Annotated in this window: 24 protein-coding genes; 1 reads left to right on the top strand and 23 read right to left on the bottom strand. The window is 57.7% G+C overall.

Translation table 11 applies throughout. From position 1 onward, the window contains the following. Window positions 1-38 precede the first annotated feature (38 nt). The 20 genes from CWI75_RS07985 to CWI75_RS07885 all read right to left on the bottom strand — a co-directional run bounded on the left by CWI75_RS07985 (window position 39) and on the right by CWI75_RS07885 (window position 20,375). Entirely contained in the window at window positions 39-266 is a 228-nt protein-coding gene (locus CWI75_RS07985; RefSeq protein ID WP_101520931.1) for a hypothetical protein, read from the bottom strand. Next, window positions 254-634 (bottom strand): PFGI-1 class ICE element type IV pilus protein PilL2, encoded by a 381-nt coding sequence (gene pilL2 / locus CWI75_RS07980; protein WP_206604662.1) that lies wholly within the window; start codon window positions 632-634, stop codon window positions 254-256. Before pilL2 ends, CWI75_RS07985 begins: the two co-directional genes overlap by 13 nt. Window positions 635-803: 169 nt before the next feature. Next, window positions 804-1,667, bottom strand: a complete 864-nt coding sequence (locus CWI75_RS07975; protein WP_101520929.1) for a phage integrase N-terminal domain-containing protein — start codon at window positions 1,665-1,667, stop codon at window positions 804-806. Between the two features lie 1,516 nt (window positions 1,668-3,183). Next, window positions 3,184-4,407: an MFS transporter gene (locus tag CWI75_RS07965; protein WP_146003562.1), complete on the bottom strand. Its 1,224-nt coding sequence runs from the start codon at window positions 4,405-4,407 to the stop codon at window positions 3,184-3,186. A 5-nt stretch (window positions 4,408-4,412) separates the two neighbouring features. Further along, complete coding sequence (locus CWI75_RS07960) at window positions 4,413-5,039, bottom strand: TetR/AcrR family transcriptional regulator (protein ID WP_162300023.1); 627 nt, start codon at window positions 5,037-5,039, stop codon at window positions 4,413-4,415. Between the two features lie 88 nt (window positions 5,040-5,127). Beyond that, window positions 5,128-6,762, bottom strand: a complete 1,635-nt coding sequence (locus CWI75_RS07955; RefSeq protein ID WP_101520925.1) for a class I adenylate-forming enzyme family protein — start codon at window positions 6,760-6,762, stop codon at window positions 5,128-5,130. A gap of 41 nt (window positions 6,763-6,803) precedes the next feature. Beyond that, window positions 6,804-7,499 carry an enoyl-CoA hydratase/isomerase family protein gene (locus tag CWI75_RS07950; protein WP_101520924.1) on the bottom strand — a complete coding sequence of 232 codons (696 nt, stop codon included), beginning with the start codon at window positions 7,497-7,499 and terminating at the stop codon, window positions 6,804-6,806. Further along, window positions 7,496-9,145: a N,N-dimethylformamidase beta subunit family domain-containing protein gene (locus CWI75_RS07945; protein WP_146003561.1), complete on the bottom strand. Its 1,650-nt coding sequence runs from the start codon at window positions 9,143-9,145 to the stop codon at window positions 7,496-7,498. The genes CWI75_RS07950 and CWI75_RS07945 overlap by 4 nt, the downstream gene beginning before the upstream one ends. A 13-nt stretch (window positions 9,146-9,158) precedes the next feature. Then, entirely contained in the window at window positions 9,159-11,378 is a 2,220-nt protein-coding gene (locus CWI75_RS07940; RefSeq protein WP_162300022.1) for a TonB-dependent receptor, read from the bottom strand. 551 nt (window positions 11,379-11,929) lie between these two features. After that, a complete protein-coding gene (locus CWI75_RS07935; RefSeq protein ID WP_101520921.1) occupies window positions 11,930-12,130 on the bottom strand; it encodes a carbon storage regulator in 201 nt (66 codons plus the stop codon). A gap of 153 nt (window positions 12,131-12,283) precedes the next feature. After that, a complete protein-coding gene (locus CWI75_RS07930; RefSeq protein WP_101520920.1) occupies window positions 12,284-12,712 on the bottom strand; it encodes a DUF6573 family protein in 429 nt (142 codons plus the stop codon). A gap of 91 nt (window positions 12,713-12,803) precedes the next feature. Next, window positions 12,804-13,319 carry a JAB domain-containing protein gene (locus CWI75_RS07925; protein WP_101520919.1) on the bottom strand — a complete coding sequence of 172 codons (516 nt, stop codon included), beginning with the start codon at window positions 13,317-13,319 and terminating at the stop codon, window positions 12,804-12,806. A 102-nt stretch (window positions 13,320-13,421) separates the two neighbouring features. Further along, entirely contained in the window at window positions 13,422-13,826 is a 405-nt protein-coding gene (locus tag CWI75_RS07920; RefSeq protein WP_101520918.1) for a DUF3577 domain-containing protein, read from the bottom strand. A 201-nt stretch (window positions 13,827-14,027) separates the two neighbouring features. Next, window positions 14,028-15,137: a ParM/StbA family protein gene (gene parM, locus CWI75_RS07915; protein WP_101520917.1), complete on the bottom strand. Its 1,110-nt coding sequence runs from the start codon at window positions 15,135-15,137 to the stop codon at window positions 14,028-14,030. A 9-nt stretch (window positions 15,138-15,146) separates the two neighbouring features. Beyond that, complete coding sequence (locus CWI75_RS07910) at window positions 15,147-15,491, bottom strand: hypothetical protein (protein WP_101520916.1); 345 nt, start codon at window positions 15,489-15,491, stop codon at window positions 15,147-15,149. 9 nt (window positions 15,492-15,500) lie between these two features. After that, window positions 15,501-16,316, bottom strand: coding sequence for a PFL_4669 family integrating conjugative element protein (locus CWI75_RS07905; RefSeq protein ID WP_162300021.1), 816 nt, complete (start codon window positions 16,314-16,316; stop codon window positions 15,501-15,503). Window positions 16,317-16,473: 157 nt separating this feature from the next. After that, window positions 16,474-17,694, bottom strand: a complete 1,221-nt coding sequence (locus CWI75_RS07900; protein WP_101520914.1) for an STY4528 family pathogenicity island replication protein — start codon at window positions 17,692-17,694, stop codon at window positions 16,474-16,476. Between the two features lie 10 nt (window positions 17,695-17,704). Beyond that, complete coding sequence (locus CWI75_RS07895) at window positions 17,705-18,289, bottom strand: DUF2857 domain-containing protein (protein ID WP_101520913.1); 585 nt, start codon at window positions 18,287-18,289, stop codon at window positions 17,705-17,707. Next, window positions 18,267-19,742 (bottom strand): ParB family protein, encoded by a 1,476-nt coding sequence (locus tag CWI75_RS07890; RefSeq protein ID WP_162300020.1) that lies wholly within the window; start codon window positions 19,740-19,742, stop codon window positions 18,267-18,269. The genes CWI75_RS07895 and CWI75_RS07890 overlap by 23 nt, the downstream gene beginning before the upstream one ends. A 438-nt stretch (window positions 19,743-20,180) precedes the next feature. Next, window positions 20,181-20,375, bottom strand: a complete 195-nt coding sequence (locus tag CWI75_RS07885; RefSeq protein WP_101520911.1) for a helix-turn-helix transcriptional regulator — start codon at window positions 20,373-20,375, stop codon at window positions 20,181-20,183. A gap of 228 nt (window positions 20,376-20,603) precedes the next feature. Between CWI75_RS07885 and CWI75_RS07880 the strand changes: the two genes are divergently transcribed. Then, window positions 20,604-21,977 (top strand): hypothetical protein, encoded by a 1,374-nt coding sequence (locus tag CWI75_RS07880; RefSeq protein ID WP_101520910.1) that lies wholly within the window; start codon window positions 20,604-20,606, stop codon window positions 21,975-21,977. A 95-nt stretch (window positions 21,978-22,072) separates the two neighbouring features. On the opposite strand, the gene CWI75_RS07875 is transcribed toward CWI75_RS07880, so the two are convergent. From CWI75_RS07875 to CWI75_RS07865, 3 genes are read right to left on the bottom strand one after another with little or no spacing between them, the layout of a single operon-like run. Then, complete coding sequence (locus CWI75_RS07875) at window positions 22,073-22,309, bottom strand: CDGSH iron-sulfur domain-containing protein (protein ID WP_101520909.1); 237 nt, start codon at window positions 22,307-22,309, stop codon at window positions 22,073-22,075. Window positions 22,310-22,350: 41 nt separating this feature from the next. After that, window positions 22,351-23,082, bottom strand: a complete 732-nt coding sequence (locus CWI75_RS07870; protein ID WP_101520908.1) for an SDR family NAD(P)-dependent oxidoreductase — start codon at window positions 23,080-23,082, stop codon at window positions 22,351-22,353. Window positions 23,083-23,096: 14 nt separating this feature from the next. Further along, entirely contained in the window at window positions 23,097-25,418 is a 2,322-nt protein-coding gene (locus CWI75_RS07865; RefSeq protein ID WP_101520907.1) for a TonB-dependent receptor, read from the bottom strand. Window positions 25,419-25,424: the final 6 nt, after the last annotated feature.

The following is a 25,424-nucleotide window of genomic DNA, read 5'->3' as shown; positions in this document are numbered from 1 at the left end:
CAGGAAGCAGCGCGATCAGGAGCCGCCAGGATCCTGTGCTAGATCCCATCGGGATCACCTTGGCCTTGGTCGCGATTCGGGTTCGCCACGGCATCCTGGCTGCTAAGGTTGCGTAACCGCGGGGACAGCGTGGTGCAGGGTGTGGAGTCCGCCTTTCCGTCTGCCGCGGCTGGATAACGCAGCGGTTCCGCTGCGGTGTCGGTATCGCCCTCCCCCAGCGTCAGTCCGGCCACCAACAACATCAGCACCAGCATCACATCGACCATGATGGGAGCTCCTCGGCCAGTGCCGGGCAGCGTTCGAATGCCACCAGACGGTGCAGGGGATCTTCCAGCAGACGCCAGGCGGGACCGGCGAGGGTTTGCAGCGCCATCCGCAAGGGCATCGGACCGAGGGCACGGTGTGCATCGGGTAAAGGAAGCTGTAACAGAATATCCCGACTGTCTTCCGTTCCCTGTGCAACCGCGAGGCGATAGCCGGAACTGTTCAGTGCAGTGGCCAGCGCCTCACCGACCGTCACCACGTCCATCGGGAACGTGATGCGGGCGATGCCACCCAGCAGGTCCTGTTGTGTCGCTGTTGGCGTTGCGGCCAACACCGTGTAACGATCCACGATCAGGGTCTGAGCGCTCACGGGTGTGCATTGAAGCAAGAGTGAGGCAGCCAGACCCGTCAGGGCGGCGCAACGGTGTGGCGGGGAGATGATCATAGGCATAGTCAGTACCGGGTTGTTCAAGGAGGATGCCGATGATCGCGAGTAAGGCCGCCCTGCACTACCGGAAACCCGGTCGCCGCCCGGCTTACTAAGATAAATACACACTCAGGATCTGGATGCGCTCGTGACCGAGCTCGCGGCTGATCTGCTGGCGAACCGCCTGGTCCCGCTGTCGTTCAGCCGGCGACAGGGTCGCCACTGACGGCCCACCGGCGGCGGGTGCCAGACGCCCGGTCAAAGACGCATAGCGTTCCTGGGCATAGGCATGACGCAGGCCGTGCATCCGGCTCAGCCCCGCGTTTGCGGTATGGCGTTCATAGACCCGCAGCTGTTGACGGTAATCCCGATCCAAGGGAATCAGGGACCCCCGCCCCGCCAGTTGATGCGCGCGGGTGAGCAGTGCCCGTTGTGCGGGGCTCAGGAGGGGAATCATCCGGGCCTTGCCGCCTTTGGTCCAGCTGGCCTTCAGCAGCAGGTGATCGCCGCGATCGGCATAGTGCGGCTGGAACTTGATGGCCTCTTCCCGGCGCAGGCCGAAGGCGCGCTGCAACTCCAGGCTCATGCGCACGTGCGGGTCGCGCACCCGCTCCAGTGCCTCACTTCCCAGCTGCTGGGCTTTTGACACACCGGTGACCCGCTGCCGATCTGGAATACCGTAGTGGTCGTTACTGTGGGCAATCACGCTGGGCTTGTTCACTTTCTCGGCCCACCAGCGCAGCGCCGACATGCGGTTCTTGATCGTACCGATGGCCAGTGCCTCAGCCTGCCAGCGGGCAACCAGCGCCTCAATGTGCTTCGGTTTTAGCGACTGCGGGCTCATCCTGCGATAACCCAGTGCGTGCAGCTGGTCGGCGATCAAGGTCAGGGTGCGCTCCCGGTTGTGCCGGGTGGCGTAGCTGCCATCGTGGTTGCGCTGGCAGAGCTGTTTGAGTTGGTAGTTCAGGTTTTTCACGGTGTTTCCTGTATCGGTTAGTGTTTCTGATCAAGCGGGGGCGCTAACCCACCGCATCCGGATACCGGCAAGGATCACGGGACACCACTCCCTTACAACCTGAAAACGCCTGTAAACAGGCTACACAACCGATCTCCTGGGGGAGATCGCGCTCGTGTACACACACGTGGCCCCAGGGGGCCGACTGATAAGGGGTGTGACATAAACACCTCCTTTGAGTTAAGCGACAATCTGTCGCGATGTGGATGAAAACGTTGCCCGGAGACTCTGCAGGCAGGCCTGCAGAATGCGGAAGCAACGAGGGGGTTTAATGGCAAGCACCGACCGGAGTCGATGGGGTGGAGAATGGACTGACGACCCTGGGGTCGGTGTGCGTCGATGACAGTCCTGGACGCACGGGCCCGTTGTGACCGACCGGTCGAGGGCGGGCGCCCTCTGTGCCACTGATCCGCAGTGGCCACGGGTAATTCTGTCTACGGTGGCCAGTCTACGAACCCGTCACGCGCGCGTCCTGCCGAAACTCCGCCTCGCCGCCGCGTACTTTCGGGGCTCGGAGCCCTCGTCACTACCCCGCTACGCTCGCTAGTGACGAGGGCGAACCGGGCGCTCACGCAATCCCAGGGGACCAAGAATAGGAGGTCCGCTGCAGATATAACGGGAAACCGTATCGCCGCCGGGTGGGATATATGGCCATAAGTTAAACACTTGCGGCCAAGCCGGACGGAGTGCGACGCCTCGACCACCGAAAAGCCCATTCGCTCCCGACGGAGTAAGTGGTGCCACTGGCACCATTTAGCACACCCAGGTTGGACCGAGTTTTTTGCAGGTTTGCCGGCGTGAACGTTGCAGAATTTTGGGTTGTTGTTGTAGTAGTTAATGTACTACTACAACCGGCTACACCGAACCCCCATTTCACCGCCTTATAATATTGGCGCTGACTCATGCGAACGTTATGACAGGCGCGCACCATACTGACGCAAGATCCAAGCGATCAAATCCATTGGTCAAGCCACATGCCGCGCCAGCAATGAAAGGGGTTGGCTAGCGTCAAAGGGCTGCGCACTGGAGACAATCCGGCACGGTGGAAAGGCAACCTTGCCTTGTCATTCCCGGCCCCCACCAAGGTCGTCAAGGTCGAACACTACAAAGCTGCCAGTCACGGATCTGCCGGAGTTCTGGCGAAACCTGAAGGGTGAACAGTCGCTGGGCGTGAAGGCTCTCCAGTTCATCAACTTGACCGCTATCCGTTCAGGCGAGGTGAGAGGGGCGACATGGGATGAAATCAACTTCAAGTCAACTATGGACGATACCCCCTTCCGCATGAAGGGGGCAAGGGAGCACAAGGTGCCGCTGTCAGATCCCGTGATCGCGCTGCTTGAGTCAATGCCCCACCTCGGCCCGCAGGGCTCCAAGCGCCCCGGACGACACTGTTGTTGATCGAAATACACACGGCGACCTGATTCACCATGCAGAACATGGCAACAAATACATTATCAAAATCTATCTTGAATTCTCATCAAGCTGAATATTTCCCATTAAACATGACAATGCCAATGTAGGTCATCAGCGCAAAGACCAGGAACAGGCAATTAAATAGGAGCATTGCTGCGTAATTCGCTTCCGTACCGAGCACCAGAGCAGAGAGAAAGGGGCCTGCCGCTTGCCCTACCCCCTGCGCCCCGGGTATCAAAGCGACATAACGCCCTGAAGAATCAAGCAGGCTGAGCGTGCTGAACTGATAGATACTTGCCATTGCCCAAGCTTGGAAAAAGATGATGACACCCAAAATGTAAAATACGGGCGTAACTTTGACTGCCAATAATAAAAACACCAGGGTCGTTGCCAACATGGTAATAACCAGCATCGTATATTGACTGAAACTCCGGCTTAAGGACGTCGCTACTAAACACGCTGCCAGCGTGGCCATGTTAGCCAGCGATAGCGTGGCGCCTATCGATGCACTGCTCAGTTGTGCAATATTACCCATCCGCTCCGCATAGGCCCAGAATGAACTGGCAGATAGAAAGTAAGCTACTATCGTCACCAGGCACAATAGCGGCACCAAGCGATGGCTATCGGTGGATACCCTTACCCATTGAAGTTCAGTATTTTCGGTTGACCCAGCAAGTGATCGCGAGCCAGGTTGTCGGAACAGCAGTAATAATGGACATAAATAGGCTATGCCCAAGACCATAAGCACACCGACATCCATTAGCAGGCCGGAAATCAATGGTAAGAAGGCAATCTCCAGGGAACCGACAACAACAATGACCGCCAACAAAAAACTAAAGCCCTCAACGGCACTTTCATCTGCTGCGAGTTTAGCAACCGCAGAGGAGTAACAAACACCACCCGCAATACTACCTATCAGGAGTAGTGGCAGGAATACCACGAAATCAGCGGTCAGTGCAGCGAAGACGTTGCTGACGAGACCCACGGTACAGGCAAGGCCGACACGGGCGCGATAACTGCTATAAGGGATCAGCCAGGAAGTCAGTACGGAGCCAAGGAACAGACCAAACATTAGCGCGGACGCTATCAATCCCAGTTGCTGATCTGTGTAGCCGCGCCATTCAGACAATGATCCGAGTATCATCGGCAGGCCCATGTAGGTTGAAAATCCGACACAGGCCAGTAGGTACTCTGGACCATACCGGACAAACCGGTTTCCGAGCTTACGCAAACGCAGAACAACATGTGGCTTACCGCCTACCACCATACTGCTGTCGCTAATCGCCACTTTGCCTAGCGTCTCTTTCTGCCAGGTGGTGGCAGCGCCACTTCTTGTTGAGCGGGCAACTCGAGTCGAAGCAGTAAATGGAGCGCAGCTTCCTCAGCAAAACGGGCGTGATAGTCATTGCAGCCTAAGGACTCCAGAACAGTACTGCCCTCTACAAGCTGCAAAATTACGGAGGCTACCTCCCGGCGCTGCGAGAGAGTGGTATCGGGGTAAGCGCCATCAAGCACATTCAAAATTTCAATTTCGATCCGATTATAGAATTTGGCAATCAATTCCCTGACATTCTTGTCGCGATTCGCCAATACAGATATTTCGTCAATAACGAGAGAATACACCGGCTGGTGAAAGTTGCTGAACATCATCCTGACCAGCTCGCGTCCCCGGTTGCGTTCCGGCAAACTAGCCATTGCCTCCTCCATACGGTCGATGTAGAACTGTCCGATGTATTCAACCCACTGTGAGACCAGTTCCTCCTTGGAAGAGAAGTAGTGGTACATGCTGCTACGGTCCATTCCGAGCTCGTCGGCAATTTCAGCGAAAGACGTACGCTCGAGGCCATGCTTGACAACACAGTCAACGTACGCGTCCAGAATTTGCCTACGCTTTTCTTCAGATCTATTCTTTCTTGCCACAGTTTTATCCTTAGCATCGCGAGAAATCTAAAATACAGAATGGAGTTTGGGAGCAAAAATTAGTAGCTCCAGGCTGCAGTAGTACTGCTCAGCAGGATGCAATGGTTTCCTCCCTGTCTACCAGAGCGATAATACCGACTAAAGGCTGGCCATCCAGCAGGGGTTTTTTTGCGACCTTCCCTGAAGCCGTGAGTGGCAGATTATCCACGTAAGCGAAATAGCGCGGTATCTTGAAATCCGCGAGCCATTTACTGCAGTGGGACACAATGTCGTTTACTGGCAGGGCCTCGGGATTCAGGTTATTTTCAAGCAAAATCCAGGCCTTAACTTCCTCATCCCGATAGGTATCCGGAACAGCGGTCACCGCCACCTCCAGAATGCCGGGCAACTCGCGAATTACGGCCTCCACCTCGGCCGCGGAAACACTTTCACCGCTGCGACGTATAATGTCTTTTATGCGGCCAATAAATTTGAAGTATCCCCTGGGCGTTTGCATGAACAGGTCCCCGGTACGATACCACCCGTCCCTGAATACGCGATTGTTTATATCCGGTCGCTTATAGTAACCCTTGAACATAGCGCCGCCGGCCACCCAGAGTTCGCCTGTTTCCCCCGCGGGTACAATGCCACCTTCCTCATCGACAATTTTACAGACACGACCATAAGCGGGAAGCCCGCAGGTGCCAAGGATTTCCTCATCGGGCAGGTTCAGGGGAACCGCCAGCGTGGTTCCCGTTTCGGTACTTCCATACATTTCCCTTACCGGCGCCCCGAATCGCTCTTCAATCTGCCGTACCATATTAGCCGTGTAGTGATACCCAAGAAAAAGGCGCACACTATTATCCCGGTCGGAGCCGACTGATGCCTTATTGATAACCGGATCTGCGAAATAGCATAGCTCAATCCCGTAATGCCTTAGCCATTCCATAAAATGCGAACTACTCATCCGCGGGGAAAAATGTACGGTCGCTCCGTAGATGAGGCCGTAGACCAGTTTCCAGGGGGGATCAAGATAAAAGACAGGGTGATCAGAGAGTATCGAGCGAATACCTGGAGGGAAAACCGCGTTATTGGCCACGGCTATTGTCAGCCAGTAGCGATGGTCAAGCATGGCACCCTTGGGAAAGCCAGTGGTGCCGGATGTATACTGGATGTTGATGAGATCGCCGGAACCTGCCGGGTCTGATGTCACGAAGCTGTCGCGCCCATCTGCCATGAGCTCATCGTAGCGCGAATATCGTTCAGCGCCTGTTTCGTCATCGCCCACGACTACCACTCGCCTGCCGTCCAGTCCAACTGGTGGCGACTCAATCTCCCGCCACCGAGTCAGCAGGCCCTGATCAATGAACAAAAAAGCAGCGTCTGAATCATTCAATACATAGTTTATTTCTCTGGCAGTGAAAGCGACGTTCATCGGCACGGCTACGGCACCAAGCCGGGCAACTGCCAACCAGATGACCACAAATTCCAGGCGATTGGGCAGCAGGATGGCAACGTGGCTACCCCGAGCGATCCCGAGTCGGGCAAGGGAGCAAGCCAAACGATCAACATCTCGCCTGAGCGAGGCAAATGTCAGAGACTTGCCCTCACCAAAAAAATTAACCGCCAACCGATCGCCGTAAATGTCAGCCGCCCTGTCCAGTGCCTCTGGTATCGTACCGGGCAAGCCATTCCCATGAGATACCGGGTGTAAGCCAGGCTCCGTATTCCGTGGGTCCAACATAGGGTTCTACCTGCTTTTTTTCCATAGAAGAGCGAAGTTATTCAGGACTTCAGGGCCCTGCGTTGCCAGTCATACAGGCGATTACTCTGTACGGTAGAATCAGCTCCCATGCCTGCGCAGACAGCCTGGTAAGACTGCATCTCCGCTCGCAATGCCAGCAAGGGATGCCGTGCCACCCGCTCTGCGAGCTCCAGGGCGCGAGGCAGAAGATCGCCCTCATCGACCACTTCGTTAACCAGGTAACAGCGCTGCGCTTCATACGCGCTTAGGAAGTCCCCTGTCAGTAGTAATTGCATCGCCGCCGTGTGCGGTATCTGGAGGCCAAGCCTCGCCATACCTCCTGCGCCTCCCATTCCCAGCGAAATCTCGGGCAGACCGAAGCTGGCCTCTGGCGTGGCGAGGCGGATATCAGTCAGCAGAGCAAGGTAGATCAGCCCCTGCCCCACACAGTGACCGCGCACGGCCGCAATCACCGGCTTGTCGCGGTCCAGGCGCACGGTAAGCTCCTCCCAGTCCGGCTCATCAGCGAAGTCATCATGCACAGTCTTGAGGTCATCCCCAGCGCTGAAAGACTGACCTTCCCGGCAGGTCAGCACCGCGACCTTGAGGTCGTCAGAGCGCAGGAACCTGAGCATCAGGGCATACAGGCGCTTGTGCATCTCCCGGGTTAAGATATTCAACCGACCATTGTCGAAAGTGATAATGGCAACCGCACCCTGAGTTTCAAAATTAATCAAGAGTCATCCTCCCCACCAAGATAACGGTCCAGAACATTGCGCGTCAGCCGCTCCACTGCAGGATCACCGCCAGCCAGACCCACAACCCATTCGCAACTTGCGGCACTGAAGGATCGGCCCTTACCGACACTGTGCTCTGAAATTACCCCGCAACCCCGGGACAATTCGTCTACGGCCTCTGGCGTTGCTTCACCGTGTACCGCCGTAGCCATAAACTCACAGTCGAAAGCACCGACAAAAAGCTGGGTACCCTCGTTGCCATGGTCCTCTTCAATCAGAGCGGCAGGACTCAAGGCGATGATCTCTACCGAGGCAGGATCAACACCATCCCGCCCGGTAGCGGTGGGGATGCCGTTGCGGATCTCATAGTCGAGACCGTCTACCTCGAAGCCGAATACCCCCGATTGGGCACCGAACTGATCGCCATAATAAGCGTCACAGCCATCAAAGGCCCAATGGCGCGGCTGATAAACCGTGAATCCACCCGAGTGGCGGGGATTGAAGCCACCAACGCGCGTGTACATCCCTTGTGTCCCTGTTACGCCGAATGTCTCCGCAATCGGCCGCCCAATCCGCCGGTCATCCCACCAGGAGGTAAGCAAGTGCTGCTCCTCAGCGCTCTCCATTACCGGATCCTCTGTTCCGGCGAAATGCTTGTGACAGCGCTGGGCCCGGCCGTTTTCCTCCAGACGCACCTGCCAGCCCATGTTCCCTGCAAAACGCGCCATACGACCACCCTGGGAAAGGTAATTTTCCAGGTGGTCACGCATTTCCCAGCTCCAGTATTCATCATGGCCGACCACAGTCACTAGTGGCGCCGACTCGATCACTTCCGGCCTGAAGTGAAGATCATGCTGGGTAATTACATTTACCGTATAACCACAAGCCTCTGCCCAACGCACAAAGTGACGCTCGTACATGGCCCAGCCGTTCGTCGCGTAATATTTCGGAAAACCGTTGGCCAGCGCCCACTCGATAGCTTCATAGCGCGGCACCCACCCCACTGGCAGTTTCCCTGGCGCACACAACCTCGGTGCGCCTTCCGGGAGCCATGCCATACCCCGTCCCCAGGGACGTTGCAATGACAGCACTGGCGCCAGCCGGTCGTTTTCAGTACCCCAGATGCCCTCGTAAGCATTGGACCCACCCCAACTGTTATAGGCAATCCAGGTAGAAGTCGCGGCCATCAGTATCAGGGCATCCCGCTGCGGAACCAGGGGCCTGACGGCAAACCAGTGTTCATGGCGGACACTGCGCCCACCGGTTTCAGCGGTGACCACAACCACATAACCACCGGAACGCCACTCACTTCCGACCGAAAATCGGTGGCTTACGGGCCAGCCACAGCCTGTTTCAGAACAATCTTCAGGTGTTTCGTGTGCCTCTCCCCTAAGATCCTCGACGCGATGCACCACCTCACGCTGCAAACCATCCCGATACACTACCAGGTTGAAAGATGACGCCGTGGTGTGCACATGCAGCGCCACCTCCTCGCCCACCTGATAAGACAGGTCATCGGTATAGCACCAGACCTGCGGCACATCGGAACTAGCGCCTTCATACCACCAACAGGCCTGCGCCGGCATGGCAGGATCCCGGTGAAGCAGCTGCCCGGTTCCACTGCCATAAGACTCTTGTCCACTCACAAACACACTCCCCTCAGTTACCAAAGCCGATGTAAAGTTCTGCACCTATCGTCCGCGGCCTGGATGGCGCATAACCGACATCTCCAGGGAAGAGAAAACCATTCGCCAGCTCATGAAAGTAATCCTCATCTGTGAGGTTCTCTACATAAAGCGCCAAACGCCAGCCATCAGTCTCAATACCTGCACGAAGGTTTACTATCTCCTGCGCATCAACTGACAGGTTATTTTCGAGGTTGCTGTACATGGTATCGTTATAGTTCAATTCTCCAGTCAGAAACAGGTCACCAAAGCGCCCTGCAGGGTAGTTCAAAGACACACTTGCGAACCCATTCCATTCAGGATTATTGGGCAGCCGGTTGCCGTCACAAGAGTCACCCGAAGGAAGCTGGCAAGTACCCAGGCCGACATCGTCTGCCTCGCTATCACTCCATGCGACCCCCAAATAGGCTGAAACATAGGCGTTGATTCGAGCCTCCGCTTCGAATTCGATGCCGGTGCTCTCAACGCTTCCTGCATTGCGTACGATAAAGTTGCCAGTGTCCGTCTGTGTCAGTAACTGCAAGTCATCATAGTCAAACAGGTAAGCAGATACTGAAGTTCGGACCCGGTTGTCCCACAAGCTTGCCTTGTAACCAATTTCCCACGAAAGAATCTCTTCCGATTCGAAGGAAGCCGGGCTTGTGCCAGGCGGCACCTCGGTGAATGGTGCCACATTGGCTGGCAAATCAGCACCAAAGCTGTCAAAGCCACCGGCCTTGTAGCCTTTGGATACTGAAGCATAGAGCATGCTATCTTCGTTTGGCCGGTACTCCAGAACTACCCGGGGAGACAGGTCGTCCCAGTCCTGCTTGTCCTCCAGGGGTTCAGGGCTCACAAACGTGTAAAGAAGAAAGAGAGTCCCCAGGTTACTCGCCGCTCCGGGAGAGTGCAGATCAAATTCCCGTTGATCGTAGCTATAGCGGAGCCCGGCGGTAAGGTCCAACCGATCAGTAAGGTGATAGGTCAAATCCCCAAAGACCGAGTAACCCTGGTAGCGAGCGTCAATGGTACCGGGCTCCACGTACAAACCATCCGGGGCGTAGCCGGGCCAGGGAATACCGAACAGCTGGGGAAAGCTTGCCTCACAGGTAACTTCGGGGTCGCCTGCAAGAAATAAACCGCAAAGGTTATCTTCCTTTGCACCCACGGAGATAGACGAATCCAGGTCTTCGGTGTAGGCGCTGATTCCCAGCCCCCAATCAAAAGCGCCGGCGGTCTTGGACAGCAAACGTAACTCCTGGCTCCAGTAATCCCCGGTATCCTTCTGAAGGTAGTCATAAAGATTGTAGGGAGAGGCGTCTACATCTTCCACATAATCAAAGTCGTAATCACGGTACCCGGTAATGGATGTCAGCATGGTGGAACCCAGGTCATACTCCATCTGCAACGAGAGCATAAGCTGCTCCGTTTCATCGCGTTCCCCGCCGAAATTGGCCGCGGCATCCTGATCTACTACCCACGCGCTTCCGGTCTGGGGCTCGCTACCAAAGGTCAGGCCGTAAATATTTGCGCTTTGGTCTCTCTCCTCGTAGCTCAAAGCGAAGTCGGCGCTCAGCTTTTCACCGACGAACCGCAAACTGAATCGCGCACCAGCGGCTTCGTGACCCATGTGCTCTTCGCCGGTCAGTCTGTTGTCAACCCAGCCATCTTCTTCGGAAATGAATCCGGCTATCCGCATAGCCCAGCGATCAGAAAGCGGCATGTTGTAAGCGCCTTCAGAGTTAAGGATACCCCGCTCTCCGGCCCCAAGCATGATGTACCCGTTCCGCTGATCCAAGACAGGCTTTGCGGTGATTGCGTGCAGCACGCCCGCCGTTGCACTGCGTCCGAAGAGAGTACCTTGTGGGCCCTTGAGAACCTCCACCCGACCCATGTCGAAATATCGGCTAAGTGCACTGCCCGCCCGACCCATGAAGATACCATTCTGGTAAATCGCCACGGAGGGATCACTGCCAACCCCGAAGTCGTTGGTGGACACTCCCCTGACAGATAGTGAATTCACGAAACTGCTGCCCGTAAACCCGGAAACGCCCGGCGTCACCGCAAGGTCCTGGACACTGGTGATGTGACGCTCCCTTAGTTGCGAGCCATCAAAAGCTGACATGGAAAGGGGAACGTCCATGATGCCTTCCTCGCGCATCTGTGCGGTGACAACAATTTCTTCCAGCCGCAAAGTGGCATCGTCTTGTGCCATTGACGCCTGCGACAGCATAAGCAGCGTTGCACCAGCGCCCAAAGACCAAATTCGGTTCGTTGTAATCAGTCTGTCCATTGCCTTCGCCCCCAAAATAACCTGCACCCGGTGAATTTAACAATCCGCTCACCCAAATATTCTTCCACCCACTCGTGGAATAATAAAAATATGGCGCCTGATTCAATTTGTCAACACTTTTGTGAATTTATCGATGCGGGTGTCAAAAGGGAGCAGTTCGTACTACACCGTGAATTACAATGTTATATAGTCAGCACTTTGTTCACCAAGAGGTGGATTTTGATGCAGAACAGAAAGACGACACTCAAAAAACACATCGCTTCGCTTGAGTTGGTGGTTCAGGTTGCTCTTGGTCTCCGGCCGCATCGCGGAAAACGCCGGTGAAGCGACGCGCCCAGCGGGATACGCCTGCGAAGAAGGCGGCAAAAAAGCGTTCCATCGCCTGATATTTAGAATTCGCCAGCCATGTCACTTGCTCCGCTAATCCGGAGACCGTGTTGTAGGGGTCAATGCTCGCGCTTCTACGTTTCCCCTTACGGGGCATGATTGCGCCCTGGTGCGGTCGAGACTTCGGGCCCCGCCGAACGCTCGGTCAGCTCCGCTCTCAGGAGGGGAATGTGTTCAGGGGCAGTCAGTCCCAGCTTAACGTGGTCACCATTGACCGCCAGTACCTCGACGACGATGTCGTCACCGATGAGCAGGGTCTGACCAGGGGATCGGGTAAGTATCAGCATCGGCATTCCTCCATGAATGGCTCTCAGCCGAGTATACGCGCCGACCGCGCTCATCGGTGTGGCGGGGACGCATCTGATGCATTGTGCTGATGGCGGAGGGAGGTGCCACTTTACCCAAGTGGCCAGGGAGATCGTTGCCGGAAGCAACGGTGATTACTCCTCGTGCGGTTGCAGGATCGTGATGACCGGTTCGCCCGCATCGCCGGGGCCTACCATCAGCTTCAGGGCAACCTCGACCGGCGTGGTGCTGACCCCGTCTCGGGGGATCCGGCAGAGACTGAAGCACCGCTGATTGCCGGCCCGGGCACTGCCGCGTGCGGCCAGGGCGGCCATAAACAGCACATCCCACAAGCGCCCCGTGGCATCCTGGTGGACCTGGCGCTGGTCATCGGCGTCACGCCAGACGACGCAGTCCTCCCAGACCGCGCGGGTCAAGGCCACCGGCCACTGAAAACCGGCCTCACTGGCCAGTGCGCCCGCATCGACGAGTACGCCCTCCAGCAACGCCTGCGCGCGCGTATAGCGCACAATGACGGGACCGAAAATGTCGTTCAGCGACGACAGGGATTGAGAGTCTTTCATACGTTCATCTCCTGGTGTGGTAGGAAAACCCGCAAGACAAACCTCCTTCCCCACGGGAAGCAGATCGCCTCCCGGGGGTCGGTAATGGGTGTTACAGCAAGCCAAGTTCCGCGAAGGACGTCGTGTCGCCCTGGGTGACCACGATGTGGTCCAGCACCCGCACCTCGATGAGGGCCAGCGCCGCCTGGAGACGTTCCGTAATTCGCCGATCCGCCTGACTGGGCTCGGCCACCCCGGAGGGGTGATTGTGGTAAAAGAGGGTCGCCGCCGCGTTGAGGGTCAGCGCCTGCTGCACCACAATGCGGGGGTAGACCGCCGCGCCATCGATCGTGCCCTGGAAGAGTTCCTTCACGGCGAGCACGCGGTGGGCGTTGTCCAAAAACACGCAGCCGAAGGCTTCGGCCGTGAATCCCGCCAGCCGTAACCGAAGGTAGTTACGGGTCTGTTGGGGACTGTGTAATGCCTCACCGGGGCGGTGCCGCTCCTGCAGCACCGACAGGGCAAGGTCGACGAGTCGCTCCTGCTCGGTCGCGGTGAGTTGCTTGATATCAAGGGCCAGAACCCGGTTGGCCGCGCGGCGGGACCGGGTGGGGGCTGTCGTTGTCATGGCTGACTCCTACGTTAAAAGACGGCAATCAGCCCCGCAGGGGGCTGTATCCCCGCTGGGTTTGAAGGTGGACCTGATGGCGACATCAGGTCCGGTAAGGCCCTAGGAAGCGGCTTTGTGGGGTTTCAGAAAGGGCTGGCCGTCGACCTTGATCCAGTCGAACCGCAACAGCCGGGTTTTCAGGCGCACGCCCGGTTCCCCGGCGTGCTGACCCTGGTTGTAGAGAAAGGGCGCCGGTTTCAGGTCGCTGAGCAGAAACCCTGCCAGTACCCGGGCCCCGGCCTCCACCAGAAACTGCAACTGGGGGACCAGGTCCTTGGCTTCCTCGCCCGCCACGATGCAGTCGAAATACGTGTGGCGGACCTTGTCGGCGGGGCCGTGCAGGGCGGCGAGCTCGACACTCCAGAAGGGCGAACCCTGTTCCGGCGTGACTTCTCGCACCTTGTTGACATAGCCGATGCCGTTCAGATGAAGATCGAAATACTTCGTTTTGTTGTCGTAAGACATGACACATTCTCCGTGCTGCGGGTTAACGCCGAAGAAAGCAAGTGCCCTGACGGGATGCTTTCCCGACAGGGGGGGTAATCCAGTTGCCTGGAAGTGTGGATTGGCGGCGCTGCCGTGGTACCGGTTGCACAATCCGTCGGTACCTCTGGTACTGCCTGCCACTGAATCCGCAGTGGCCACGGGTAAAGCCGGTTTTTTACCCTAGTTGCAGGGGGCGGGTTCCTCACAGACGTGCTGCAGGTATTTCAGCATGCCGCGGGCATTGGCAAAGCCCGGGTGCTCGGCGATCCGCTGCTGCGGGAACCAGTCGGCCAGCTGCTCGGCGAGCGCGGCACTACCGCCGCCCACGAACACCACGCTGTCCAGTTCTGCGCCCATGCCCAACTGGCGCCGGGTCTCGGCGTGGATCTGTACCACCAGCTCGTGCTGGGCAGCTTGCACCAATTCAGAGACATCGTGCGCCCTGCCGTGCAGGCGGACGCTGCCGGAGGCCATTGCGGTGGCGACGGTCTGTTCGCCCAGGGTGTCCAGATCGAACCGCTTCTGGATCTCCCGCGCGACCTGCGCGTGCACATCGAGCAGCCCCCCGGTCAGGGAGCCGGAGGCGCGGTGCACGATGCCCTGATCCTGCACCACCACGTAATCGGTGGTCCGACCGCCGATGTCCACAATCGCCATGGACGCGGCCAGCTGGCGTGCATCGAGTACGACCTCCCCCGCGCGCTGCTGAATCACCTGGTCATACCAGGCCGCCAGCGCCTCGGGAATCACCGCGTGAAAGGCCACGGCCACCGGCCGACGTTGGGTCGCATAGAGTCCTCCGGTGGACACCGGCCGCACGGCGATTTTAAGGGACTCGCGCTTGAGGCCGATCGCCTGCTCGCGCTTCTGGCCGTCCTTGAAATAAAAGGCGGACACCGGCAGGCCGGAGACCGCATGCACGGAATGACCGGCGAGGTTTGCCGCCTGGAACGCGTGCTGGACGATGGCGCGGTGCAGGCCGGAAATCGGGTAACCGTCGTAGCAGGTGGATTCGCCGTCGATCTGGCCCACCGCGTAGCGGGATCCCTCGGTGTCGTATTCAAAAACCTGCTGCCGGGCGGCATCCACCCAGGTGATCCCGGCCTGACCGATGCGTCCCCGTGAGGGGACCGCGAGCAGGCGGCCGTCGGCCAGCGCCAGTTTGGTGTAGGCATAGCCATCATCCAGGCCCAGCTGGATCACCGCCTTCGGGTCACTGTGACGGTCGCTATGTCCGTCCCGGGACAGGCGGACCTCCTCTGGTGTGTCTTCTTGTTGGCGCTCAGGCATGCTCAATCCTCATCCGATCAGTTTGCGCAGGTGTGCGAGGGGCTTGGTGGTCTGGGGGCCGACGGTCCGCGGCCCGCCGGTGGGCACTCCGGCCGCCGCTGGCTCGGCGGCCGCCCCAGGGGAGACGGGCACCCCCTGCAGCGGCGCGGTAGCGGGTGCGGGGACCTCGATCAGGGCGTGGCGCAGGCCCAGACATTCGCTGCGAAAGCCCTCCAGCAGCAGACGCCGGAGCCAGTCCTGACGGCGGGCCGTGGGGATCCGGTGGAGTGCGGTGACCAGCACCGCCTCCAGTGCCACCCGGGTATCCAGCTCCACCGTCAGGCGCTGTTGGCGCGTGTGCGCGGGCAAGGCCATGGGGCGGGCTCACCGGGCACCGTCCACAGCGCCGGGTTCACCTGTCTCCGGTCTCGCCATGGCGGCGGCGTCGGCTACGGCGTCCGGGAGACCGTGGTCTACGGGGTGCGCGTCCCGGGCGGTGCGCAGCGGCCCGTGAGACGCGGCCCGTTCACCGGTCAGGATGGCCGTTGGGAGCTCACCGAGGTGCGCTCTGGCCTGCTGGGCCCGTAGGGTGTTGTGCTGGACATCGCTGCGGTTGATGGCAAAGACGCGATACCCCTGGGGCAGGCTGAACACCCCCCGCAGACGGTGGGCACCCAGTGCGATCTCATCACCCATCGCGCCGGAGGGGCTGGCCCCGACATGCTTCAGGGTCAGGCACTGACAGACCAGGGCATCGTATTCCCCCAGCAACTGGGCGGCGCGGTAGGCATGGGGCGTGGCGAACTGCAGCATCAGGGTTTGCGGCCGGCGCGACTGGGCACTGCCGACCCGGAAGCGGTGGGTCTCCAGCGCGACGCTGTCCACCTGCAGCCGCTGGGTGGCGAGCAAGGACCGGGCCGCGGCCATGGTCTCCTCGACCCGGACCAGCCACCAGTCCGCATAGGGGTCATCGTCCGCGGCGGCCTGCCAGAGAATGTTCATCTGCGAGGCAAACCCCAGCAGGCCGGTGATCGCCGGCTTGTTGCCCTTGCGCGCCCGGCCGCGAATCAGGCGCTGGGCCTGGTCGGTGTGGATTTCCAGCCAGGCCTCGCCGGTGAGACGGCCTACCCGCCCCGGGTTGTCGCTAGGCACCGCGGTGGTCGCGGCGTCGTCGGTGGGATGGAGCGGTTGGGATCTCACGGCAGCTGCCCTCTTCAGGATCGCGTTCATTGGCGGCTATGAACGCATCCGGGGCACGGGGGCAACAAGCCAAAACCCCGCCAGCGGCCGACGGGCTAAGTGGTGACAGTGGCACCACTTAGTGCGCCCCGGCGCGACAGGGTTTTTTGGGGGAAGGTTAGCGATGCGGTTCCCGACCCAGGGTCTGCTGGATCAAGGCCAGCTGCTCGGCGGCGGTCTTGCGCCGGGCCTCGCGCTCAGCGTCGGTCTGCGGGGGCGGTTCGGCGGGCTCCACAGTGGTGGTCTGCTGTCGGCGGCGTGCGGCAGCGATTTTTAGGCCCAGATTGGGCACGAAGGTTCCGGCGCGGGCAGCGCGGCACAGGGCATAGAAAAACCGGAGTTCATCATAGAGCGGCGTGGCGCCCTGGGTTTCGGCCTGCAGGCGGCCCGCCAGTTCATCGAGCAGCGGCTGGTGCAGGGCAACCGGCAGCGGCGTCAGGTACTGCAGCGCCAGGGTCCGCTGGTTGTCCGTCAGACGCCGCGGAAACATCAGGGCCTCTGCCGACGGGGTTGCCGGTGATGGTGGCGTGAGCGACGCGGGGTTCTCGGTTGTTGTCGTAGTAGTAGTTGTTGTATTACTACTACTACCTAACACCGTCTCTGTATCAACCGCCTTCGAATTTTGGTGCTGGTTGATCTGATCGTCTGCTCCGGCTTGCGACAAACGCGCCTCCCGCGGGTGCAGCACTTCGGCGGTCAGCGCCGCAAGAGAGCGCGGTGTGGCACGCCCAACCCTCTCCGGTGGACTCAGGGCCTGTCGTGCGCGCTGTTCGATCCCTGGCGTCGGTGCCAGTGGGTCGTCACCCTGCGCCACCGCAGCGGCCAAGGTGGTCAGTACCGCGGTTGCCACCCGGCGCACCCGGGCGTGGCTGTGTTGCTCACTCTGACGCACGAAGGCCATATAGCCCTCGTCCAGATACAGCGCATCGGCCAGTGGCAGGGGGTCATCGTGGAGGGCATAAACATTGCCCTGAAACTGACCGCTCGCGGCTCTCACCCGGGCGCACAGCGACAGCCAGCGGGTCAGGCGCAGAATGGCGATGGCACGGGCGATGGTGGAGGTTGACGCGATGTTGGCGAGTTCAGCAATCACCTCGTAGCGGGGAAACGCTGCCCGCCCGCCGGTCTCCCGCGCCTGCAGCATGATCACCATCCACACCACTTTATCCACCGGCTCGAGGGTCGGGTCACAAACCACTGCGGTCGGGAAGGCCTGGTGCCAGTGTCCCAGGAACAGCAGGTTGTCCTGCCCCGGGGTCTGGGCACGGTCGGTGGTGGCCTGAATCAGGCGGTGGAGGGCATAGGTTTCCGGCCGCGGTTCCGTCTCAATACCGGCCATTGGGGTCGCCTCACAGGTCGTTGGTCGGCTCACCCTCGGGATTGCCGTAGGTGGCCCAGCGCTGGGTCAGACACCAGATGGTGCGCATGGTCAGTCCGGTGCTGTCCCGGAGTTCGAGATAGTCCTCGCCGGTCAAGGCACGGTCACCGTCGTCTCCGGCCAGGGCCTGCCAGGCCAGCCACAGGGCGTGCGCGGGTTCCTCGTCGGGCTCGCTGGGGCGGCCCACCGCGGCGGTGAATCCGTGCAGACGCCGCCAGCGCGCATAGTCCTTGGCACCCAGACCGAACAGACTGCGCATCATCTCCTGGGGAGCATCGGCCTGCAGGAGCGTCTGTTGCAGCTGGTCGGACTCGCGCTGCTGGCGTAGGCGCTCCACCAACTGCCAGAACACGACTCGATCGAGTTGTACCTGCAGACAGTGGCCGCGCAGGTTGTCGGTCCGATAGAGGTCGGCGATATTGAGCTGCTGCAGAACCTCCACCTCTTTGGGACCAAACTGCATGGCCCGCAACGCCAGCTGATCGCCCTCGATAAGACACCGGACAGCGTACAGAAGCACCGCTGCGGTCAGATCAGATTCCTTGCTGGTGGACATCGCACTCCTCCTTGTCAGACCACACGGCCATGCCGGTGCGCTCCGCCGTGTCATGAATGGTTCGGTAGGTAGACATCAGCGCCAGCAGATCGCCCCAGTCGCTCGCGCAGAGCGGGCGCCATAGCCGGCTGCCCCACTGCCCCGGATCCAGGGTCCACAGGTGCTGCTGCACGACGTCTTTATCCCGTTGCATAAGCGCCGTGGTTAACACCGAATCGGGGGCAAGCCAGGGGAGCACCTGCTCAGGTGGTGCCACCGTCAACTCCGCACAGGCGGCCAGATGCCACCAGAGGCAGGACATCTCGGCGAGCAGGGCGGGATCCAGGGTGTCCCGCAGCTCCCGGGGCGGTATATCGGCCAGCATAAAACCCAGGCCCTGCGCCGGGAGTTGGACGATCAGTGGTGCGAGGCCGTAGTGCTCCGCCAGACCCGCTGCCAGCGTATACGCCCGCAGGCGCAGGGTGTCGAGCGGGTGGCAGGGCTGGGTGGTGGACTTGGCGGGGGTGGCACCACCCGCCGGCTCCGGCTCGCACACCGCAGTCTCGGGCTCAGCATCAGGATCAGGATCAGCATCAGAATCAAGGTCAGGGTCAGGGTGAAATGGCGACACCAGCGGCTCCACGACCAGCTCGCTGTAACCACGACCGCTGAGCAGATCATCCAGTCGTAGTCGGATGCTATGGAGACTGACATCCACTGCCTCCGCCAACTCGTTTTCCAGGGCGGTCCTGAGCAATTGCAGGTTCCATTCCGGCGAATCATAACGCTGACACAGTGCGGCAAAAGTCTCGGCACACTCGGTCTCCGAACCGAGCGCGTGGCGCTGCCACAGCGTCAGAAAGGCTTTTTCCAGGGCGTGGATCTTTTCGATCTGTGGGCGACCCAGGCCGGCATTCAGGGCCTGGGGCATCAACGGAAGCAAGCGTTCAGCCGCATACACCATCCTGGAGATCATGGTATGACTGATGCTGAGGCCCCGGTGGGTCATGATCTTTGCCAGTCGCCGCAGGGTGATCTGGCGTTCGCGGGACTCCTTCTCCAGGATCGCTTTCAGGTCCTGAACCGCGAGGGCCTTGTCAATAAAGATCAGGTTACCCCGCAGTTCGTTCTCCCTGAGATGCGCCAGGAGGACCTGGGATTCCTCGGTCCAGGGGCGGTACAGGCAATGGATCGTGCCAAACCGCTCATCCCCGGTTTCCTGATAGAGTTCCTTCAGGACTTGGAGACGGGTATTGCCGCCCACCAGCGGTACATAATGGTCCTCACCAGGACGTCGGGTCACCACCAGGGGCTGGTCGAGGCCCTGCGACCGGATGGAGGCCTTAATCCGCTGGTATTCCGTGTTGGACCCGTGGCGGGGGTTGTGTTCATACGCCTGCAGGTCAGAAAGGGGCATCTGCAGCACCCCCGTGTCTGCCGCGTTCGCGGCTGCGCCACTGCGCTGGGCCTTCACGATGCCCTCCTCGCCGGTACGATCACGTGGGACGAGGAGCACCTCAGCAAGCGGGCTTCGCGATACCGATACAGCGCTAGGGGACGACAGGTGGGATAGCGACCCAGGGTCGGTGGACCCGCGGCAGTCTGGGATAACTGCGCAGAACCCGTCCAAAGGTTGACGACTTGGCAAAACCGGCACGGAGTGCTCATGGAGAAAATCCTTTTCCTCGCAACGCTCTAAACATAGCAGCACTGCAAGAAGTTGCATTCATCATTTGTGTCCACAGTCGTCTGGTCCCACTCCCCGTTCGCCGAATGCATTCCTGTCGGCGGGCGTAGAGGGCTGTAGCGTCCGATAGGGCCGCTAAATATTCGGGGCCAGAACGAATATGGCATCACGCGTATACCCGGTGTACCGGGATTGCGCCGCACGGACACGACGACGTCGTACACCCTAACGTCGACGACCTGGTGTGTTTCGTGTCTGCTCCCACGCTTCAATATCGGCCAGCCGCCAGCGCGTACAGCCAACAGAGAGCTTGATCGGCTTGGGAAACGCCACCGAGCGGGTCCAGCGCCAGACCGTCGCCCGACTGACCTGAAACCGCTGTGCAATGGCTGTATCTGACAAATAGACTGCACTGTGCATGACATCTCATCCTTGAACGATTAGGAACAGAGTGAACGATTCTGCATTGACCTGCCGCGAAACCAAGGCGAAAGTCCGTACCGACTTGGCGGGCTTTTAGCCAACCTATAGAATCCCTGCAGGTGTGTGATGGGGGCAGCGCTTCCAGGCGCGAGGGGACAATCGGGTCCTCGACGCCGCATCGGAGAATGCCCCAGATGGCTTTGGCTGACGTAGGCGGACACGAGCATGATGCTGAATGAGCTGACCCGAGAGGAACTGTTTCTGCTTGTCTGGGAGCGTCCCAGCCAGGAAATCGCCAGGACGCTGGGGATATCGGACGTGGCCCTGGGTAAGCGCTGCAAAAAACTCCAGGTCCCCAAACCTCCCCCAGGCTACTGGGCTAAGGTTGGGGCCGGACAGCGACCCAGAAAGCCGCTGCTGAGGGAATTCAGCGAACAACTCATCGAACGCCAGAACCGGGCCGTCAGACGGCGGAAGAGTCAGCGGGACCGGGTCGGATTGTCACCACTACAGGCAGACATATTGCGACGGGCAGTCGATGAGTTATCGGCAGCCGGCGTAGAGCTTGGGGAAATGGAGTGTACCAAAACCGAGGTTCGGGCTCTTGGTAGCGAGGTCGCAACGCAAGCCCTCTTACTGATCCAGAAACGGTATTTGAAGTGGCTGGAGGAGCGCTCGAACGCCGGCCAGGTTACGCATCCATCTATCCGAAGTGTTCAGGCGCTGGTCTCGAAACTCCTGCCGCTGGCCAAACCACATGTTTTGCTGCTCGAGAAGAAGCCGGACGCACACAACCGGGACAACCGAGGGCCCAAAATCGTTATTCGACTCACCCCGGCATTCATCCAACAGGTCGCTAATCTCCGCAGGCTAGCCGCGGAAAACAACCTGACATACGCGGCCTGGGATCTGGGTACTTTCGAGCATACATTGATAGTGCAGTACCAGTATGACTGGTATAGCCATGCGCATAGCAAACTGTGCGTCTCACGCGACTCCCTGTGGGTGGTTTGCAAGGTGACCCACCCCTGGTACGAGGGCTCCGACGAAACGCTGGAAACCAGCAAAATCCCGCTCGCCGATATCGCACCCGTTGATCTGGTGCCGAAAGCCGATATCGCACTCCCGGGATTACTCGAACTGCCGAAGCTTGCGATCTCGAAAAGACGAATCAAGGCGTTCATAGATATCCACAATATTCACGATATCCTCTCCAATGCCGTGTACCGGCATGACACCCCTGCTCCCGATGATCATCTTGTCCTATTGGAGAAATTATACCTGGGCATTGAAACAGGTGGCCCCCTCACCGCGGCCAGAGTTTTCTGCAAAAAGCTGGAAGACCTCATGGAGCGATGGGAGCTCATCCTGGATGCAGAGGGCGAGGCCATCTGTGCTGAGGCACTCGGCCTGGCGGTGGGCGACACGGTAGTGGCAGAGTCGCACGGTAAGCCTGTCCGGCTAAAACTCGAGCACATGGGCGCTTTTTTTCACGAAAGACGACTAACCTTTCACTTGTGCGGAAAACGCTACCGCAAAGACGGCTTATTGGGTAAACGGGATGAGTCGATCTACTTGCGCGCGAATATTAGTCTGTAGTAGTTCAGACTTAATCCGAACTACTACAGAATAGGCTCTATGCTATCTAAGACAACATTCTATGAGCAGCTTAGCGAGCGAGAGCAGTCTCATGGTTAACCATTATGGCTACCGTCACAGCGTGGCGCGGCATTTGTCTGTTTGCATGCACAAAAGAAAACCGTGCCACTCTCCTCCGCAATATATTTCAGAGGCGTAAATCCAGTATCCTTGTGCGCTCCATCGCAAAAGGGCTGCCTTGTGCTGCGCCCGCACGAACACCAAAAATATGTCTTCCCGGCCTCGACTTCAACCTGAATGGGCCGCTCGCCGGCACGAATAGCTTGTGTCATGAATACTTTCCCATAAAAACTTGTCGCCCGGCAGACCTCAATTAAAAAGAGCCACCATTTACCTGCAACAAATGTCCAGTTACAAATTCTGCTTCATCAGAAGCCAAATACAAAGCAGCATAGGCTTGATCCTCCGGTTGACCGATACGACCTACCGGAGGAAGGTACTTATTGATCACCTCGTCATCGACTTCGCCTAGTATATTTGTCTGAACTAAACCCGGAGCAATCGCATTAACAGTGACGCCGGCAGCGACAACTTCTCGAGCTAGAGCACGGACAAAGCCCACTTGGCCCGCTTTTGCGGCGCTATAATGTGTAAGATGTTTGTCACCATTTACGGCACTCATGGACGAAGTAATGATAATGCGCCCCCAAGACTGCTCCAGCATTCCGGGGAGTACTGCTTTACACCCATTAAATGCTCCATATAAATGTACCTTCATCATTATGTCCCAAGCTTCCGGAGACATATCGACAAAGTCTACACTCGGCGCGATGCCCGCATTACCGCAGAAGATATCCAAGCCCCCCAGTTTTTCTCGAGCATCATTTACCCCTGCTTGAACCGCTTCAAAGTCAGTGACGTCAAACGGAGCCCCAACAGCCTTACGCCCTTCTGCCTCGACGATAGCAATGGTTTCATTGATTCGTTCGGGGTCAATGTCGTTAACCGCAATGTCTGCCCCATTGCGGGCGAAAAGGCGCGCCATACCTTGACCTATCCCCGAACCGGCACCAGTAATCAATGCTTTTTTACCTAATAAACGCATACTTCACTCCTATTTCAGAAAAACAATTTGAAAGAAAGACCGTATTCGCGCGGTCGACTATAATAGGCTTCACTGGAACCAAGCCCTCGTACATCCACGCCGTTTGTCATGTATATTTCATCCGTAATATTTGTCACATAAGCCGATACCTGCCACTTCTCAGCTGAAGACATGTAAGTTGATCGCGCATTGAATTGCCAGTATGCATCTGTCCTAAGTTCTTCAAAATTCTGTACCGACCGCTCAATATCGTCTTTATAAGCAGAATCCAGGAACCATACAAGCTGACCTCCATTGCTCAGCGACTGACTGTATTCCATTGCAGCATTGAAGGTGACACTCGGGGACTGTATGAATTCATTATCCAAAGTCGTGGTACCAGCATCAATAACACTCTGCCCCAGCTCAGTATACTCAGTATGCAACAATCCAAGCCCAGCATGTATCATCAAGCTCGGAATCGGTCGCACCACTAACTCAAATTCAGCTCCATAAATCTCTCCTGCACCAGCATTATTTATTGTTGTATCAACGGTCGTTGTACCGTCAGAAAGTTTCACATCGGTGACAGCTGTCAACTGAATATCTTCATACTCAGAAAAAAAGGCGGCCATATTGAATGTCGCTCGGTTGTTCCAGAGCGAAGTCTTTAAACCTATTTCGTAGCTCGAAATATATTCCGGCTCGAATCGTTGTGGTTCAGTGCCCTCGGTAAGCGTTCGCGGGTTCCAACCTCCAGCCTTATAGCCTTCTGCATAATTGATGTATCCATTGACGTCATCGTTGAATGCGTATTCCACCGATATCTTTGGAAGAAATTCATTCCAGGTTTCATCCAGTTCTACCTTCGGAATAACTACAGCACCGCTGAATATTCGATCAAGGGCATATGTGTATTCCTTATCATCACGGTTGATACGACCACCAAAAGTGACACCAAGTCTATCGGTCATATGCCAAGTTGCCTCCCCGAAAATCGCTGCGGAAAGTACATCAATTTCTGTGTCTGTGATTAGCGATATATCAAGTCCGATCGCCTCGTAAACACCTTCGATCAAGGGCGCAATGAATGAATTATCACCCCACTCGCGTATTGCATATACGCCCAGGATCCAATCCAACTTATCATCGAAGCTATTACCGGAAAACTGAACCTCCTGACTTAGCTGAAACGTCTCTTCTTCGACAGCGACAGTGGTTATTGGAAAAGGAGAATGATCGCCGTCTCGCTGTACATCAATTTCAACCGTTCGATAAGCAGTGATCGATTGGACATCTATATTTCCTATTGACCAGCCAAGGTTTAATGCTGCGCCGAAAACCTCGTTATTATCGCGTGGGTCCTCAACTCCACCTGAACGAAATTCTTCAGTTTCGTCGATTAAATTTACCCATGCTTCATTAAAAGTGTCAAATGGAGGTTGAAGGTCATACTCAGCCGCAACACTCGGCGCAACATAGGTGTTTACAAGCGTTACGACACCGGCACCGCCGTCATCGAAGAACCGACGCAGCGCCCCAACTGACCCTGTGGCATCCTGCTTACTCCAATCCATTTGTAACAGCGCATTAAAGTCGTCATTACCTGTGTAGTTGACTTGAAAACGCAATGCGTCCTTGCTTTCTTTTCGTAGTTCTGTGCCTGTAAAATCCCGTCCATAGCCATCGCGGCTCCTGCTCATACCTGAAATTCCTACAGCTAAATTTTCAGAGACCGCGAGATCGTAGGAACCTTTCATATCAAGGAGATCGTATCTCCCCACGCCGAATTCGAGTTCCCCACTATTACTGCCAGTTGGCTTTCGCGTGATAACGTTAACTGCACCCCCGATGGTGTTCTTTCCGTACAATGTACCCTGTGGACCGCGTAAAACCTCAATGCGCTCTACACCCATGAATCCAAAATCACCCGCAGATGATCGAGACACATAGACACCATCGAGGTAGACACCAACCCCCGGGTCGTTTGGGAAGGAGTAATCTTCTTGGCCAACACCTCTGACGTAAAGTTGGGCTACACTGCCACCACCATCCACACGACCATTATTTAACTCAATATTTGGCGCATAGTTGTTGAGATCGTTAAAGCTTTCCATAGAGCGAGCTTCAATCATGTCTGCTGTTAGAGCAGTAACCGAGACCGCTGCATCTTGAAGTGACTCCTGTCGTTTTCGTGCGGTTACAACCACTTCCTCGAGCATTGCACTTTGCTCGCTCGAAGTCTGAGCAAGAGCCGCACGATTACCCATCGATACTACGAGAGACACCGCTATCATAAGCGCACGCCTACCAAGAAGACATCTGGACACCTGGTTTGTCTCTACGGGTATTTTCATAGTGAT

The sequence above is a fragment of the Kineobactrum sediminis genome (genome assembly GCF_002868715.1).
Taxonomy (GTDB): Bacteria; Pseudomonadota; Gammaproteobacteria; order Pseudomonadales; family Halieaceae; genus Kineobactrum; species Kineobactrum sediminis.
The sequence above is the reverse complement of the archived record's forward strand: the minus strand, read 5'-3'. Positions and strand labels throughout refer to the sequence as shown.